This window comes from Plantibacter sp. lyk4-40-MEA-4 (assembly GCF_030209415.1).
Taxonomy (GTDB): domain Bacteria; phylum Actinomycetota; class Actinomycetes; order Actinomycetales; family Microbacteriaceae; genus Plantibacter; species Plantibacter flavus_A.
The window spans coordinates 102,148-118,673 of the sequence record NZ_JARVSA010000005.1; the positions used below are offsets into that span (position 1 = coordinate 102,148).

14 protein-coding genes are annotated in these 16,526 nt (G+C 70.6%); 12 read left to right on the top strand and 2 right to left on the bottom strand.

Going from position 1 to position 16,526, the window contains the following annotated elements:
* Nucleotides 1–17: 17 nt before the first annotated feature.
* From QRN44_RS10445 to QRN44_RS10455, 3 genes are read left to right on the top strand one after another with little or no spacing between them, the layout of a single operon-like run.
* Entirely contained in the window at nucleotides 18–1,553 is a 1,536-nt protein-coding gene (locus QRN44_RS10445; RefSeq protein WP_285039090.1) for an alpha-N-arabinofuranosidase, read from the top strand.
* The gene (locus tag QRN44_RS10450) at nucleotides 1,550–2,848 is read left to right on the top strand and encodes a glycoside hydrolase family 27 protein (RefSeq protein ID WP_285039091.1); all 1,299 of its coding nucleotides are present in this window, start codon (nucleotides 1,550–1,552) and stop codon (nucleotides 2,846–2,848) included. The genes QRN44_RS10445 and QRN44_RS10450 overlap by 4 nt, the downstream gene beginning before the upstream one ends.
* Nucleotides 2,848–5,238 (top strand): glycosyl hydrolase family 95 catalytic domain-containing protein, encoded by a 2,391-nt coding sequence (locus QRN44_RS10455; protein ID WP_285039092.1) that lies wholly within the window; start codon nucleotides 2,848–2,850, stop codon nucleotides 5,236–5,238. Before QRN44_RS10450 ends, QRN44_RS10455 begins: the two co-directional genes overlap by 1 nt.
* 20 nt (nucleotides 5,239–5,258) lie before the next feature.
* Here the strand turns inward: QRN44_RS10455 and trxA are convergent, their stop codons facing one another.
* Together trxA and QRN44_RS10465 are read right to left on the bottom strand one after the other, a co-directional pair.
* Complete coding sequence (gene trxA / locus QRN44_RS10460; protein ID WP_121290807.1) at nucleotides 5,259–5,636, bottom strand: thioredoxin; 378 nt, start codon at nucleotides 5,634–5,636, stop codon at nucleotides 5,259–5,261.
* 95 nt (nucleotides 5,637–5,731) lie between these two features.
* A complete protein-coding gene (locus tag QRN44_RS10465; protein ID WP_285039093.1) occupies nucleotides 5,732–6,619 on the bottom strand; it encodes a DUF2510 domain-containing protein in 888 nt (295 codons plus the stop codon).
* Between the two features lie 143 nt (nucleotides 6,620–6,762).
* On the opposite strand from QRN44_RS10465, the gene QRN44_RS10470 reads away from it, so the two are divergent.
* The 9 genes from QRN44_RS10470 (at nucleotide 6,763) to QRN44_RS10510 (ending at nucleotide 16,495) form a co-directional block, all read left to right on the top strand.
* Complete coding sequence (locus tag QRN44_RS10470) at nucleotides 6,763–7,143, top strand: hypothetical protein (RefSeq protein WP_285039094.1); 381 nt, start codon at nucleotides 6,763–6,765, stop codon at nucleotides 7,141–7,143.
* Nucleotides 7,140–7,982, top strand: coding sequence for a helix-turn-helix transcriptional regulator (locus tag QRN44_RS10475; protein WP_071260012.1), 843 nt, complete (start codon nucleotides 7,140–7,142; stop codon nucleotides 7,980–7,982). Before QRN44_RS10470 ends, QRN44_RS10475 begins: the two co-directional genes overlap by 4 nt.
* Nucleotides 7,983–8,144: 162 nt before the next feature.
* Nucleotides 8,145–9,206 (top strand): ABC transporter substrate-binding protein, encoded by a 1,062-nt coding sequence (locus tag QRN44_RS10480; protein WP_285039095.1) that lies wholly within the window; start codon nucleotides 8,145–8,147, stop codon nucleotides 9,204–9,206.
* An 8-nt stretch (nucleotides 9,207–9,214) separates the two neighbouring features.
* Entirely contained in the window at nucleotides 9,215–10,312 is a 1,098-nt protein-coding gene (locus tag QRN44_RS10485; protein WP_285039096.1) for a FecCD family ABC transporter permease, read from the top strand.
* Complete coding sequence (locus QRN44_RS10490; RefSeq protein ID WP_285039097.1) at nucleotides 10,309–11,355, top strand: FecCD family ABC transporter permease; 1,047 nt, start codon at nucleotides 10,309–10,311, stop codon at nucleotides 11,353–11,355. Before QRN44_RS10485 ends, QRN44_RS10490 begins: the two co-directional genes overlap by 4 nt.
* 11 nt (nucleotides 11,356–11,366) lie before the next feature.
* Nucleotides 11,367–12,155 carry an ABC transporter ATP-binding protein gene (locus QRN44_RS10495; protein ID WP_285039098.1) on the top strand — a complete coding sequence of 263 codons (789 nt, stop codon included), beginning with the start codon at nucleotides 11,367–11,369 and terminating at the stop codon, nucleotides 12,153–12,155.
* Nucleotides 12,152–13,804 carry an ABC transporter transmembrane domain-containing protein gene (locus tag QRN44_RS10500; protein WP_285039099.1) on the top strand — a complete coding sequence of 551 codons (1,653 nt, stop codon included), beginning with the start codon at nucleotides 12,152–12,154 and terminating at the stop codon, nucleotides 13,802–13,804. The genes QRN44_RS10495 and QRN44_RS10500 overlap by 4 nt, the downstream gene beginning before the upstream one ends.
* Nucleotides 13,797–15,608 (top strand): ABC transporter ATP-binding protein, encoded by a 1,812-nt coding sequence (locus QRN44_RS10505; RefSeq protein WP_285039100.1) that lies wholly within the window; start codon nucleotides 13,797–13,799, stop codon nucleotides 15,606–15,608. The genes QRN44_RS10500 and QRN44_RS10505 overlap by 8 nt, the downstream gene beginning before the upstream one ends.
* Complete coding sequence (locus QRN44_RS10510) at nucleotides 15,605–16,495, top strand: siderophore-interacting protein (protein WP_285039101.1); 891 nt, start codon at nucleotides 15,605–15,607, stop codon at nucleotides 16,493–16,495. Before QRN44_RS10505 ends, QRN44_RS10510 begins: the two co-directional genes overlap by 4 nt.
* Nucleotides 16,496–16,526: the final 31 nt, after the last annotated feature.

Genomic DNA, 16,526 nt, shown 5'->3' on the forward strand with positions numbered 1-16,526 from the left:
ACAGGACCACATCACCCATGGACTCCACTGCGACCGTCACCGTCGACCTCGACCGGCCAGGACCCACGATCAGCCGACACGTCTACGGCCACTTCGCGGAACACCTCGGACGCGGGATCTACGACGGCTTCTGGGTCGGCGAGGACTCGCCCGTGCCCAACATCGGCGGCATCCGGCTCGACGTCGTGGAGGCGCTCCGCGAACTGCGCATCCCGAACCTCCGCTGGCCGGGCGGATGCTTCGCGGACCGCTACCACTGGACGAGCGGCATCGGACCTCGCGAGGACCGCCCGAAGCTCGTCAACACGCAATGGGGCGGGACGAGCGAGACCAACGCGTTCGGCACCCACGAGTTCATGGAGCTGTGCGAGCTCCTCGGTGCCGACGCCTACGTCTCGGGCAACCTCGGTTCGGGCACGGTGCAGGAGATGGCCGACTGGATCGAGTACCTGACCGGTGCCGGGGAGACCCCGATGGCCGAGTTGCGTCGCGCGAACGGCCGGGAGGAGCCCTGGGACGTCCCGTTCTGGGGGCTGGGGAACGAGCCCTGGGGGTGCGGTGGCAACCTGCGGGCCGGCGCGTACGCGGACCTGGCACGCCGATTCGGCACCTTCTGCGAGAGCGGCGGGAAGGTCCCGCTCTACCGGGTCGCCGCCGGCGCCGACGGGTTCGACGTGGCCTGGACCAAGACGCTGATGGAGGTCGTCGCCGACGTGGCCACCCACCCGTTCTCGGCGACCCCCTGGGAAGCCGTCTCGGTGCACTACTACACGATCGGCGGCAGCTGGAAGGCGAAGGGCAGCGCGACCGGGTTCGACGCCGCGGAGTACTGGAGCACGATCACCGCAGCACAGGGCGTCGAGCAGCTGCTGTCGTCGCACGCCGCCGTCATGGACGTGTACGACCCGGAGGAACGGTTCGGCATGGTGCTCGACGAGTGGGGCACCTGGTGGGACGTCGAGCCGGGCACGCACCCCGGGCATCTGTTCCAGCAGAACACCATCCGCGACGCCATGGTCGCCGCCTGGCACTTCGACGTGTTCCACCGATTCGCGGGCCGGCTGCGCATGGCCAACATCGCGCAGACGGTCAACGTCCTGCAGGCGATGCTCCTGACCGATCCCGACGGCGGCGAGATGGTCCGGACGCCCACCTTCCACGTCTTCGAGATGAACAGCCCGCACCAGGACGCCACGTCCCTCCCGACGCACGTGGTCGGGCCGGTCCGCGACGCCGACGCCGCACACGCGGGTGGCATCCCGACCGTCTCCGCCTCGGCGAGCGTCAAGGACGGCGTCCTCCATTGCTCGCTGACGAACGTCGACCTCGACGCACCACTCGTCATCGAGGTCGACCTCCGTGGCGGGTCCGTGGTCGAGCCGCACGGCCGGCTGCTCACCGCTGCGCGGCCCGACGCCCACAACCGTCCCGGAGAGACCGACGCCGTGTCACCGCGACCGCTCACGGGTCTCGACGTCACACCGACGGGTCTTCGCGTCACGCTCCCACCGCATTCGTTCGCAACGATCACGGCTCAGGTCGTCGCGTCATGAGCGAGGTGGTGATCGCGGTGACCGAGGTGCGTGCAGCACGTCGGGCGCGGGCGGACCGCCCGCCGATGGGCTGGAACAGCTGGGACTGCTTCGGAGGGTCCGTCACGGAGGCCGAGGTACTCGCCAACGCCGCGTTCCTGGCCGAGCACCTGCTGCCCGTCGGCTGGGACACGGTGGCCGTCGACATCCAGTGGTACGAACCGGCGCCCGGCGTCGGCGACTACGAGCGCGTCTCCCAGCCGACGCTCGACGCTTGGGGCCGACCGCAACCCGCTCCGAACCGGTTCCCGTCTGCGGCGTCGGGCGGCTTCCGCGCGCTCGCCGACCGCGTGCACGCGCTCGGGCTCCGCTTCGGGGTGCACCTCATGCGTGGCGTGCCGCGTCTGGCCGTGGACCTCGACCTCCCGATCCTCGGTTCGACCGCCCGCTGCGGGGAGATCGCCGATCCGTCCAACGTCTGCCCGTGGAACCCCGACAACGTCGGCGTCGACATGACCGCCCCGGGTGCCCAGGCCTACTACGACTCGGTCATGGCACAGCTCGCGGACTGGGGTGTCGACCTCATCAAGCTCGACGACGTGCTCTACCCGCCGATCCAGACAGCTGAGATCGAGGCCATCTCGCGGGCGATCGACGCGACCGGTCGACCGATGGTGCTCAGCCTGTCCCCGGGGAAGCGGCTCTCGACCGAGCACCTCGACACCCTTCGATCGACGGCGCAGCTGTGGCGGATCTCCGACGACCTCTGGGACGACTGGTCGGCGGTGCTCGAACAGTTCCAGCGCCTGGCCCGCTGGGCGCCCCTCCAGCGTCCGGGGGCATGGGCCGATGCCGACATGCTCCCGCTCGGGCGGATCGGCATCCGCGCCCACGTCGGTTCGGACCGGCTGAGTCGCCTCACCCTGGACGAACAACGGACGCTCATGACCCTCTGGTGCATCGGCCGGTCGCCGCTCTTCTTCGGCGGCCACCTCCCGGACACCCCGGCGCACACGCTCGCGCTCCTGACCAACCCGGACGTGCTCGCACTGCTCGGCAGCGATGGGAGCCGGGAGATCATCCGCGACGGTGACCTCGTCGTCTGGGCGGCTGAGCTCGGCGAGACCCGGTGGCGCGCGGTGTTCTGGCTCGGCGACGCGGACACCAGGCTGCGGGTGCACCTGGCCGATCTCGGTTGCGCCGATCGATCGTCCGTCACCGAGCTGTGGAGTGGTCGGCCCTTGCCCGTCGTCGACGGCGCCGTCGACACGTCCCTGCCCGCGCACGGTGCCGTGCTGCTCCGACTCGACCACTGATGGGGCACCGACGGCAACGCGTCGAGCGTCATCGAATCGAACTCGACGGACCGGCCACCCGGTTCGTCGATCGGTTCCTCATCGGGAACGGGACGTTGGGCGCGGCGCTCGACGGCGTGCCCGGACGGGAGGGCATCGACCTCTCGCTGGACACGTTGTGGTCGGGAGGTCCGCGACGCCCGGGCGACGGGCCGGCAGGCCGCTCGCTTCCCAGTCCGCTGGAGTCCGTGCGCCGGGCGATCGCCGGCGGCGACCCCGTCGCAGCCGATTCCCGCGCGGCTGCACGACGCGGGACCACGTTCACCGAGTCCTTCCAGCCGCTCGGCCGCCTCACGGTCGAGTATGCGCCGCCCGACGGCGGTTCGCGCGCGACACGGACCGCCGATCTCGCGCGCGGTGTCGTCGAGACGACGTCCACGAGCGACGGCGCGGAGGTCACGCTCCGCGCGTTCGTGTCGGCAGTGGACGACGTGCTGGTCGTCGAGCTGCTGGGTGACGGCGTCCCTGAACCGAGGGTCGGGTTCGCGACGCCGCACCCGGCGCTGACGGAGGAGCGCACGGTCGGCGACAACCGATGGTGGTCGGTGACCGGCCGTGCGCCGGCGAGCGTGCGACCCTCGTATCTCGGCGGTGACGATGGCGAGGCCATCCGGTACCCGACCGACGTCCCGGACGCCGACGGTCTCGTCGATGCCGGCATGGCCTGGGCACTGACGATCGCGGTGCAACCGATCCCGGGCGGGTTCCGCCTCGTCGCCGGTGCACGTTCCGGGCACCGCGGGTGGCGAGAACGGCCGTCGGGCGACCCGTCCGCGCTGCTGGAACACACCCAGGGGACGGTCTCGCGTGCGTTGCAGCGATCCGGCGAAGCGCTGCTCGATCGGCACGTCGCCGACCATCGGTCGCTCTTCGACCGCGTCGAACTGGACCTCTCGGCATCGGCGTCCGCGTCGGCCGACCTCGCGGAGCGCTACTTCGACCTCGGACGGGCGCTCCTCATCGGCAGCTCCCGACCGGGGAGTGAGCCGGCGAACCTCCAGGGGGTCTGGAACGACCAGGTCAGGCCACCCTGGAGCGCGAACTTCACCACCAACATCAACCTCCAGATGAACTACTGGCCGGCGGAGAGCACCGGCCTGGGTGACCTGGTCGAGCCACTCACCCGGTTCATCGGCGAACTGGTGGACGCCGGGCGGCGCACCGCCGGCGAGTCCTACGGCCTCGACGGGGCGGCAGCCCACCACAACAGCGACCTCTGGAGGCACACGGACGCCGTGCCGCTCGATGCGCACTGGGCGAACTGGCCGAGCGCGCTCCCCTGGCTCGTCGCGCACCTCCACCGCTGTCTGGACGACGGTGGCGCTGATCACGCCGCTCGTGTCGCCGTCCTGCAGACCGTCGAGCCGGTGGTCTCGTTCGTCCTGGGAATGGTCGTCACGGATGCCGCCGGATCGATGGTCGTGAGTCCGTCGACGTCACCGGAGAACCGGTTCGTGGTCGACGCGGATCACACGGCGGCGGTGACGGCCGGCGTGACGATGGACCAGGAGCTGGCGCATGAGTGCCTCCGCGAGTACCTCGCCCTCGCGGAGCGGGTCGGCGACGGCATCGCGGACGTCGGGCTCCTGGCTCGAGCACGCGACACCGTCGCCGCCCTCCGACTGCCGCAGGTCGGCCGCGACGGAACACTCCTGGAGTGGGCCGAGGAGCGGGAGCCGACCGAGCCCGGCCACCGACACCTCTCCCACCTGTACGGCCTGTACCCGGGGACCCGGATCACCGAGTGGGCCACGCCCGAGCACTTCGATGCGGCCCGACGCGCACTGCGACGGAGACTCGCGAACGGCGGTGGCGGAACCGGGTGGAGCATGGCCTGGGTCCTCTGCCTGGCCGCACGACTCCGTGATCCAGGGCTCGCGTCCGAGGCGCTCGACACGCTGCTCGGTCCGCTGTCATCGGCCTCGCTGCTCGACCTGCACCCGATGGGCGACCTCGACGACGTGTTCCAGATCGACGGCAACCTGGGTGGGACGGCCGGTGTCGTCGAGCTGCTCGTCCAGGGGCACGGCGGTGTCCTGTCGCTGCTGCCGACCCTCCCGGCCGAGTGGTCGGCAGGACGGTTCCGAGGGTTCCGGGTCCGTGGTGGACACGTCGTGGATGTCGAGTGGAGCCGTCATCGCCCCGTCGCGGCGACGCTGATTCTCACGGCCGGCGGCGTGCTGGTCGAGCTGCCGGACGACGGCTCGATGATCACCATCACGGGCCCTGGCGGCGCACCGCCGACACGGCTGGAGGACGGCGCGCCGGCCGGGCGGCGGCGGATCAGGCTCGACGAGCCCGGTGTCCACCGGCTCGAGTTCGCGCGTCCACCCGGCGATTCGGAAGACTGACCGCCTCCTCCGGACGTCGGCTACTCGGCCTGTGCCTCGGCCTTCGCCGCTGCGATGGCGGCGTGCACTTCGGACATGTCGAGACCGCGCACCTGCGAGATGAGGTCCTCGAGTGCCGGCGCGGGGAGGGCACCGGCCTGCGAGAAGACGAGCACGCCGTCGCGGAACGCCATGAGCGTGGGGATCGACGTGATCTGCATCCCGCTCGCGAGCTCCTGGTTCGCCTCAGTGTCGACCTTGGTGAACACGACGTCCGGGTGCTGCTCGCTCGACTGCTCGAAGACGGGGCCGAAAGCCTTGCACGGGCCGCACCACTCGGCCCAGAAGTCGACCAGGACGATGCCTTCGGCCGACACGGTGTCCTCGAAGTTCGAGATGGTCAGTTCCTGCGTGGTCATCGTGTGCCCTTCGGATCGGTGGTCGGACGCGTCGCATCCGACTGACGAGCCTACCCGCGGACGACCGGTCGTCCTCCCCTTGTGCCGTGCCGCGGTCAGTGCCCGGGCGGCAGATCCGGGAGAAGGAGGAGCCGGCGCTGCATCCGCGACATGATCAGGAGCACCCCGCCGAGGACCGCGAACAGGACGCCGCCACCGACGACGATGCCGCCGATGATCCCTCCGAGGAAGCCGTAGCCGTCGCCGCTGCTGTTGACGAGGATGACCACGCCGACGGCCAAGGCGAGCGCACCGATCCCGAGGACGGCCCAGGACATGACGAGATAGGTGCGGAACGCGCGCGCTCCATGGAACGTCGGCCGGATGCCGTACTGGGTTCCGACGTACTGGGCCCAGCGTGAGCCGGTCCACCACCTCGTCGCCCGCGGCGACACGGAGTACCAACCGGCACCGGGACCGTCCTGCTCACCCGGCAATGGACGGACCACGTCGATGACCACCGGGGCGCCGACCGGGTGCGGGATCCGCCGCACGGCGGTCGTCTGGGCGGCGATGCCGAACCAGAGCAGCGTCAGGAGGAGCATCGGGAATCCGTTGAACGACAGGTGGCTGGACAGCGCGCCGAGGCTGAACTGCGCGATCGCGAGCACGAGGAAGAGCGAGCCGAACACCCAGGCCAAGCTCGGTTGCTCGGTGGTCGCCCAATCGGTCCCGGGCTTCCCGTTCTTGACCCTGAGCCCCGTCCAGTGCGTGCCGTCCCACCATCGGAGCTGATCCGGCCCCGTCGGATACCAGCCCGGCTGCGGTCCGGACGGCAGCTGCGACGGCGACGCCATGGGAGTCGGTGCCAGCAGCAGTGTGACCGGCACCTCCTGCTTCACCGGTGGCGCGGCGTCGGCCTCCTGAGCAGTCCACTGCGTTCCATCCCACCAGCGCAACTTGCCCGGCGTCCCCGCCTCGTACCACCCCGGTGCAGCGGTCATCGCTGCTCCTTCCCCCGAAGATCACGCTCATGACGTCCATGCAGCGACCCCAGTGTCCCGTCTGCGAGTCATCGCAGCAAGCCACCGTTGTCGAACATCGTGCGAGACAGGTAGGTTGACGGCGACGTGATGAAGGGACCACCGTGGCCAAACGCAAGACGCCGGAGCAGATCGCCGACGAGGGACGTCGCTACGAGCTCGCGCGATCGGCGAGCACGTTCGAGGAGTTCTCCGTCCTCGCGAACGACCCCAATCAGGCGATCCGCGCCGCTGCGGCGCACAACCCGGCAGCCGACCCGGCGGCGTTGGAGCTCTTCCTCGAGGACCGCTTCTGGGGTGCGCGCATCGAGATCGCGCTGCACCCGAACGCCACGGACGAGCTTCTGATCCGCCTCCTCGAAGCCGATCCGCGCAAGCGTGGCGTCGTCCACCACGAGGCGGAACGCCGGCTGGCGGCGAAGGGCTTCCGCTTCGACGACGGCGGCCTCCCGCTGATCGACGACGCGGGCACGAGCGCTCGTTGAGCCCGTACAGCCAGGTCGACTGGGACGCGAGCCCCGAGCATCCGTCGTCCGTCGCCGAACCGTATCTGATGGGCACCGGCGTCGTCACCGACGAGGACACCGGGAGTCGCCCGCTCTCGCCACCGCACCGTCACCCGGACGCCATGCTCGCCTGGTGCTACCGCGGCACCGTGTGGGTGCACCTCCCGAACGCGATGTGGCGCCTCGCACCGGGTCAGGGCGTCTGGATCCCGGCACACACGCCGCACACCGCGCACCACGAGCGCGACTCCACCGGGTGCTACACCTACCTCCCCGCCGCCTCGCTGATCGCGCCCGTCGAGACCGTCACCCAGGTCCTGGTCCCGCGTGCGGTGCAGGAGATGTTGCTGCACCTCGGCATCAACGACATGCCGACCGACCTCCGGGTCCGTGCGCAGGCGGTCCTCATCGAGATGCTGCAGCAGCCCGCGCCGGAGACGGCGGACGGCTGGGGCGAGATCCCGATGCCGTCCGACGATCGTGTCCGTCCGCTCGTCCGTGCGATCCTCGCCGACCCGGGTGACCTCCGGGGCGCGCGCGAGCTGTTCGACGTGCACGGCCTCCACGAGCGCACCGTGCTGCGGATCTTCCAGCATGACACCGGGATGAGCTTCGCCCGGTGGCGAACGGGCGTCCGGATGACGCTCGCGGCGCGGCTGATCATCGACGGCATGCCGATCGGGGCGGCAGCACACCGGTGCGGGTACGCGTCCTCGAGCGCCTTCTCCGCGAGCTTCCGAGCCCGGTTCGGTATGACCCCGCGGGAGTACGTGGAACGGGTGCAGGCGGACCCCGCCCACCAGCTCTACTGGCGCTGATCCATTCGGGCACGCATCGTCGTGTCGGCTCCTCGACAGAACTCGTCGGTTCCTCGACACTGTTATGCCGTGAAGCACCCTACGATCGTTCTGTTAGGACATGCTTACCTAACTTCCGGATCGCCAGCGGTGATCCCACTCCCCCCTCTTCAAAGGAGCCCCATGCCGCACGCTTTCGCGCGCCCGAACGTCCGCCGAGGATCCACCCTCCTCGCCGCCGTCATCGCCACCGCTCTCGCCCTCGCCGGATGTTCGGCCGCCACCGGCGACACCGGATCGACGACGGCATCGACCGACGGCGTCGTCATCGAACACGCCCACGGTGAGACCGTCATCCCGGAGAAGCCGGAACGGATCGTGGCCCTCGGGTGGATGACGCCCGACATCGTCGCCGCCCTCGGCACCAACCCCGTCGGCATCGAAGAGGTCTGGGGAGCCGGCGAGAGCGGCTACCAGCCCTGGTTCGAAGACTACGTCTCCGATGCGTACGGCGAGATGCCCGAGATCATCCCCTTCACGGACGACGGCCCGAACTACGAGGCGATCAAATCCCTGAAGCCCGACCTGATCCTCAGCCTCTACTCCGGCGTCACCGACGTCGAATACGAGCGGCTCACCGAGATCGCCCCGACCGTCCCCTACATCGAGGGACCCTGGAACCCGGGCACCTGGGAGGGCATGACCCGCACCGTCGGGAAGGCGATGTCGGAGGAGGCCAAGGCCGAGGAGCTCATCGGCGAGACCGAGGATCTCATCACCTCCCTCGCCGACGCACACCCCGAGTTCGACGACAAGAGCTTCGTCTGGGGCCTCACCCTGAACGAGGGCGGGACGGACCTCGGCGTCTACCTCGAGTACGACCCGCGGGTCCGCATCACCGAAGCACTCGGCTTCACCTCGACCTCGGCGATGGACGGCTTCCTCGCGAGCGCCGAGGGCGACAACTGGTACACCGGCGTCAGCCTCGAGCAGCTCTACGACGTGGACGCCGACCTGTTCGCCGCATGGGGCGGAAGCGCCGAGGAAGGGACGTACACGGTCGAGAACGCCGTGGTGTCGCGCTGGGCGCCGATCGCCGCCGGGTCCTACGTGATCTACGCCGACGCCGCCAAGGCCTCTGCGATCAGCGCGCCGACCGTCCTGTCCCTGCAGTACGTCCTGCCCGGCTACGTCGACGACCTCGCAGCGGCCCTGCAGGGCGAGCCGACAATCGACGGCAAGTGACGTCGGAGATGTCCCGTTCCGCCGCCCCGTCAGCAGCGCCGGCTGCGGGCGGGGCGGCGGACGTCCCGACGCCCGGTGGGGCCGGACGCGCGGACGTCTCGCCCCACCGCACCGGGACCCTCGCGGTCGGGCTCCTCCTCGCCACCGTGGTGCTGATCGCCGCAGCCGTCGCCTCACTCGCCATCGGCAATCGGGCCATCGACCCCCTGACCGTCGTCCGCGCGCTCGTCGCCTACGACGACGCGAACCCCCTGCACCTCATGGTCATGGAGCTGCGCGTCCCACGGACGCTGCTCGGCATCCTGGTCGGTTCGGCGCTCGCCGTCTGCGGCGGGCTCATCCAGGCCTTCACCCGCAACCCCCTCGCCGACCCTGGCATCCTCGGGGTGAACGCCGGTGCGTCGTTCGCTGTGACCTTCGCGGTCGGTGTCCTGGGACTGACGACTCCCGGCACCTACGTCCCGTTCGCCCTGGCGGGTGCGTTCATCCTCACGGTGATCGTCTTCACGCTCGGATCCGTCGGGGCTTCGGGTGCGACCCCGATGAAACTGACCCTCGCGGGGGTCGCCCTCGGTGCCGCCTGCACCGGTTTCACCACCGCGATCGTGCTGCGGGACGAAGGCACCCTGCAGGTCATGCGCTTCTGGAGCGTGGGATCCATCGGAGGCCGCACCCTCGACCAGCTCACCTGGGCTGCTCCGTTGATCGTCGCGGGCCTCGTGATCGGTCTGCTCTGCGCCCGGTCGCTGAACGCGCTGACCCTGGGAGACGAACTCGCCCAGGCGCTCGGGGCGCGAGTGCGCAGCACCCGGGTGTGGGTCGTCGTGGCCGTGACCCTCCTGGCCGGTACGGGCGTCGCAGCCGCCGGTCCCATCGCCTTCGTGGGACTCATGATCCCCCATGTCGTCCGGTGGTTCACAGGCCCCGACCAACGCTGGGTGCTGACGTACTCGATGGTGATCGGCCCCGCGTTCCTGCTGCTCGCAGACGTCCTCGGCCGGATCGTGCTGCCCTCCGGAGAGCTCCGGGTGGGGATCGTCACGGCACTCCTCGGCGCCCCCATCCTGATCATGCTCGTCCGTCGGAAGCGGGTGAGCGGGCTGTGAGCGTCATCGACCACGGCCGACGCCAGATCCGCGTGGAGACCGTGCACATCGCGACGCTCGTACCGGTGCGGTCCGTCCTCGTGTGCCTCGGACTCGTCGTGGTGATCATCGGAGCTGGGCTGTTCGCGACGACGATCGGCGCGTACGAGATCGGTTTCGACGCGGTGATCCGGGCGATCGTCGACCCCGCGTCCGACCCCGACGTCCGCCAGGTCGTGACCGAGTGGCGACTCCCACGCGTGCTGTTCGCGGTGCTCTGCGGAGCGGCGCTCGCGCTCTCCGGAGGTATCTTCCAGTCGCTCACCCGCAACCCGCTCGGCTCACCGGACATCATCGGGTTCGGTGTCGGCGCGCAGTTCGGCGTCACGCTGACGATGCTCGTCCTCGGGCTCAACACCTACCTGTTCAAAGCCGTCGGGGCACTCGTCGGCGGTCTGCTGACCGCCCTGCTCGTCGCCGTCCTCGCGAACCGCCACACCATGTCGTCCTTCCGGCTGATCATCGTCGGCATCGGCGTCTCGGCCGGGCTCGGTTCCCTCACCTCCTGGATCCTCATCTCGGTCAGCGTCGAGCAGGCGATGATGGCGGCCACCTGGGGTGCAGGCTCTCTCGCCTCGCTCGGCTTCGACCAACTGCTCCCCGCCGCCACGGCGTTCGTCGTGTTCACCCTGCTGGCTCGGCCACTCCGACGTTCCCTCCCCGTGCTCGAGATGGGCGACGACGCCGCCATGGCCCTCGGCGTGCGTCCCGGACGCACCCGGCTGACCGCCATGGTCGTCGGTGTGGCCCTTGTGGCGCTCGTCACCGCCGCCGCCGGCCCGATCTCGTTCATCGCCTTGGCCGCCCCGCAGATCGCTCAACGGCTCACCCGCTCGAACACCCCGATGGGCCTCGCGCCGGTGATGCTCACCGGAGCCGCCCTGGTCGTCGTCTCCGACGCCGTCGCCCAGCTGCTCGCGGTCCCGGTCGGCGTGGTGACGCTCTCGGTCGGTGGCATCTATCTGACCTGCCTGCTGGCCGCCCAGTTCGTGCGCCGCACGTGAAAGGAACTCCCATGACCACGTCGCTCCTCGCCCGCGACCTCACCCTGGGCTACGGCGATGCTCCGATCGTCTCCGAGCTGTCGCTCGAGGTGCCGGACGACTCGTTCACGATCATCATCGGACCGAACGCCTGCGGCAAGTCGACCCTGCTCCGCGGACTCGCACGGCTCCTGTGCCCGACCGCCGGTGCCGTCCTCCTCGACGGGGCGGACATCCGTGCGTCGAAACCGAAGGACACCGCTCGCCGACTCGGGCTCCTCCCCCAATCCGCCATCGCCCCCGACGGGATCACCGTCGCCGACCTCGTCGGGCGCGGCCGGTTCCCGCACCAGAGCGCGATGCGGACGTGGAGCAGCGCCGACGAAGCGGCGGTCTCGCAGGCGATGGCCGCGACGGGGGTCACGGAGCTGTCCCGACGGCTGGTCGACGAGCTCTCGGGCGGACAGCGGCAACGCGTCTGGGTCGCGATGGCACTCGCCCAGCAGACGAAGCACCTGCTGCTCGACGAGCCGACGACGTTCCTCGACATCGCGCACCAGATCGAGCTGATGGAGCTGTTCACGGATCTGCACCGCGGCGGCACCACCCTCGTCGCGGTCCTCCACGACCTCAACCACGCCGCCCGCTATGCGACGCATCTCGTCGCGATGCGCGACGGCGCGATCGTCGCCCAGGGCGATCCGCAGGAGATCATCACCGCCGACCTCGTGGAGGCCGTTTACGACCTGCCGTGCCGGGTCATCACCGACCCCGTCTCCGGTACCCCGCTGGTGCTCCCGCTCGGACGGCGGAGCCGGTGAGCGGGACGACGACGAGTACGCCGCGGCGCCTCTTCGGCATCGCGCTGGGAGCGGACGGTCGCGGCGCCATGCTCGCCGCCGCGACCGGCCTCCTCATCGTGCACGCCCTGTCGGAGGCGGCGATCCCCGTGATCATCGGGGCGACCATCGACCGCGCGGTGGTGCCGTCCGATCCGGTGGCCCTCGGTGTCTGGATCGGGGTCCTGGTCGGAACCTTCCTCGTCCTGACGGTGAGCTACCAGTCGGCGTCGCGCCTCATGGTGTCGATCTACGGGCACGGCGAACAGGCGCTCCGGCACCTCACGCTCTCCCGGATGCTTCGGCCGCGGCTCTCACGACAGAACCTTTCGGCGGGTGAGGCCCTGACGGTCGTCACGTCCGACACCGACCGGGTGGCCGGCGTCGCCTGGTCGGTCGCGCAGCAGTCGGCGACCATCGCCGCGATCATCGGAGCCGCCCTGGCGATGTCGGTGATCTCGCCCGTGGCGACGATCGTGGTGTTCGTGTCGACCATCGGGATGATGCTCGTCATGCGCGTCGTGTCCCGCCCGCTGGAGCGCCGAGGGTTCGCCGAGCAACGGGCGGCGACCGAGGCCGGAGCGGTGGCCGCCGACTTCATGAGCGGGTTCCGAGTGCTCGTCGGCATCGGCGGGCGGGCTGAAGCCGTCCGGCGATATGACGCCGCCAGTGATGTCTCACGACGCGCAGTGACGGCCGCCGGGCGGTCCCTGGCCCTCTTCGACGCCGTGAGCGGCACGCTGGCGGCGTTCATCATGGCCGCACTCGTCGGTCTGTCCGCCTGGTTCGCTGCGGATGGGCGGATCAGCATCGGTGAGCTCGTGACGGTGCTCGGTCTCGCGCAATTCATCAGCGGGTACCTCGCACAGGCGGGTTCCTTCCCATCGAACTGGATCCACAAGCTCGCGTCCGCCAAACGCCTGGCCGCGGTCGTCGACGCCGACGACCTGCTCGAGGCGGGCGGTCGGCTGGACGAGCTGTCCGACTCCGGCCCTGCGACCGACGTCGTGCTGTCCTTCCGCCCGGAACACCAGGACCGACCGGTGGACGTCCGTGCAGGTGAACTGCTCGGCGTCCGGCCGCCCGACAGCGACACCGCGCGCGCCCTCTCCCGCCTGCTCGGCATGCGGACCCCCGCGGAGCGCGGCATCGTCTCGCTCGCCGTCGACGGTACACTCGTCGACCAGCTGGATCTCGACCCGGTGGCGTACCGCCGTCGTGTGGTCGCGCCACCGCACGGCCAGCGCATCATGAGCGGCACCCTGGCGGAAGCGGTCCGCGGTCATGACGCGACCGGCGACCCGGATGCGGTGTTCGTGGGCATGGCGGCGCTCGACGACACGGTCGTGCAGCTCGGGGGCTGGTCGTCACCGGTCGGCGAGGCCGGCAGACGGCTCTCCGGCGGGCAGCGCCAGCGCGTCGGCATCGCCCGGGCGCTCCATGCCGGTGCGGACGTGCTCGTGCTCGACGAACCGACATCGGCCGTCGACGTCCTCACGGAGACCCGCATCGCCCGAGCGCTCGCGGCGCACGAGGGCACCGTCGTCGTCATCACCACCTCGCCGGTCCTGTTGAACGCCTGCGACCGCGTCGTCGAGCTCACTCCCGGTTCGGAGACCCGCCATGACTGATCCCGCCATGGAGCCCACCACCGCCGAGATGCTCCCCGTCGCCGACGGCTCCCGCGTCCGAACCGTCGTCGGTGCCCTCCTCCGGCGCCACCGCGGACGGACCGCCGCCGTGGTGGTCCTGTTCCTCGCAGCAGCCGCGCTGGGTGTCGTGATGCCCGCGTGTCTCGGGCGGATCGTGGACGCCGTCGCTTCCGATGCCGGGCTGAGCGTCGTCTCGGGCTGGGTGGCCGCAGCCGCCGTCGGCGCCGTCGGGGCCGTCGCGTTGACGCTGTGGGCGACCCGGGTGCTCACGGGGCTGGTGCAGGACCTCCTCGCCGAACTGCGCGAGGACGTGTTCGCCTCGGCCATGCGACTCCCGGTGAGCACCGTCGACGACGGTGAGCGTGCCGATCTCCTGTCCCGGGTCACCGGCGACGTCGACGCGGTCGCGGAGGCCGGCGGGAACGTCGCCCCGACACTGCTCTCCGCCGGGTTCGCGATCGGGGTGTCGGCCGTCGCCCTGGCAGCCGTCGACCCGTGGCTCGCGCTCGCCGGTCTCGCCTCGGCGCCGTGCTACGTCCTCGGGACCCGGGCGTTCCTCCGGCGATCCCGAGTGGTGTTCCGCACGGTCCGGATCCGCGAAGCGTCGCGAAGTCAGGCCGTGCTGGACGCGGTCGACGGCGCGGAGACCCTCGCTGCGTTCGCGGGCACGGACCACGCGCTCGAACGCGTCCGGGAACGCGCTACCGCCTCCATCGACGCGCAGATCGAGGGCGTGCGCGTCGCAAACCGTCTGTTCCGATGGATCAACTCGGGTGAGCTCGTCGGGCTGTCGGCGATCCTGGCGACCGGCTTCCTCCTCAACCTGCAGGGCACGATCACCGTCGGGCTCGTGACCACCGCCGCGCTCCTGTTCCACCGGCTGTTCGATCCGGTCGGCCGGCTCATCTTCGGGCTCGACGACATCCAGCGGGCCACGGTCGGGCTGGCTCGGCTCGTCGGGGTCATCGACCTCGCAGCAGCGTCGCCCGCGATGCCGGAGTCGCCCTCGCCCGTCGGCGGTACCGCGGACGATGTCGCCGCACCGCCGGCGATCCGAGTGCACGACCTGACGTTCCGCTATCCGACCACGGACCGCGGGGTCACGCAGGTCACCCTGGACGTGCCGCCCGGGACGACCACGGCGCTCGTCGGCACGTCCGGCTCGGGCAAGAGCACCCTGGCGCGGGTCGTCGCCGGACACCATCCCCCGACGTCGGGGCGGGTGCTCGTCGGCCAGACCCCGTACTACCTGTCGCAGGAGCTCCACCACTTCCGTGGCTCGATCGCCGACAACCTCAGACTCGGCGCGCCGGACGCCAGCCGGGACGAGATGGTGTCGGCGCTCCGTGCCGTCGGAGCCGAATGGGCGGTCACCGCGTTGCAGGACGACCCGGCGGCGGACCCGACCGACTCGCGGCCGTCGCCCGTGCCGCTGGACGAGGGACGGATCCAGCAACTCGCGGTCGCTCGGGCGTTCCTGGCGGACCCGGCGATCGTGATCCTCGACGAGGCGACGGCCGACGTCGGCTTGCACCATCGCGACGCCGTCGAAGCGGCGATCGCCGTCCTCCGGACGGACCGGACCGCGCTGCTGATCGCGCACCGCTTGGAGCAGGCCGCCACCGCCGACCGGATCGCGGTCTTCGCGGACGGTCGGATCGTCCAACACGGCACGCACGTGGAGCTCCTCGCCTCCCCCGGCCCCTACCGCGAGTCCTGGCTCGCGCACAGCCCGCATCCGACCCAGCACACCGAACCGACCCGAGAGGCCGAGACGCCATGAAGATCCACCGCGGCATCGTGACCGCAGCGACACCCCTGAGTCCGAACCTGATCCGCATCGCACTCGGCGGTCCGGGCGTCGAGGACTTCGTCAGCACCGGCACGGGTGATGAGTACGTCCGCGTCTTCTTCCCCCACGGTGCCGACCCGACGGACGTCTCGCTCCCGGTGCCCGCAGGCGACTGGTGGGAGACGCCGGAGGGCTCCCCGCAGGCACCGATGCGGACGTACACGATCAGCGCCGTGCGGCAGGACCCCGTCGAGATCGACATCGACTTCGTCGTGCACGAGGCCGGGGTCGCGGGGCCGTGGGCGGCTCGCGCCCAGCCCGGGCACGTGCTGGGCCTGAACTCGCCCACCGGTCTGTACACGCCGCCCGTCGACATCGGTTGGCAGGTGCTCGTCGCGGACCTCACCGGTCTTCCCGCAGTCAGGCGCATCGTCGCACAGACTCCGCAAGGACTGCGGACCCGCGTGGTGCTCGAAGTGCCGGGCGAGCGGGATCGGGTCGCGGTCGAGACGAACGACGACGTGACGGTCACCTGGGTGGTGGGCGGCAACGGAAACGGCCCGAGCGCGCTGGGCCGACTCGTCCGGAGTGTCGTGGACGAGCGCCTCCCGCTCGATCACGGCTACATCTGGGTGGCCGGCGAGACGGTGGCCCTCCGCGACGTGCGCAAGTATCTGCGCAAGGAGCTCGGGCTACCCGCCACCCGGTTCAAGGTGGTCGGCTACTGGACGCCGATCGCAGCATGGGACGAGAAGTTCGCCGCCCTCCCGGCCTCGGTCCAGCGGGAACTCGAGGCGATCTGGGCGCCGATCGACGGCGTCGAGCCGGAGGACGTACAGATCCGGTACGAGGAGCAGCTCGAACGGCACGGCCTCTGACCTCTCGCCGGTCCACGGGTTCGGGTGTCCG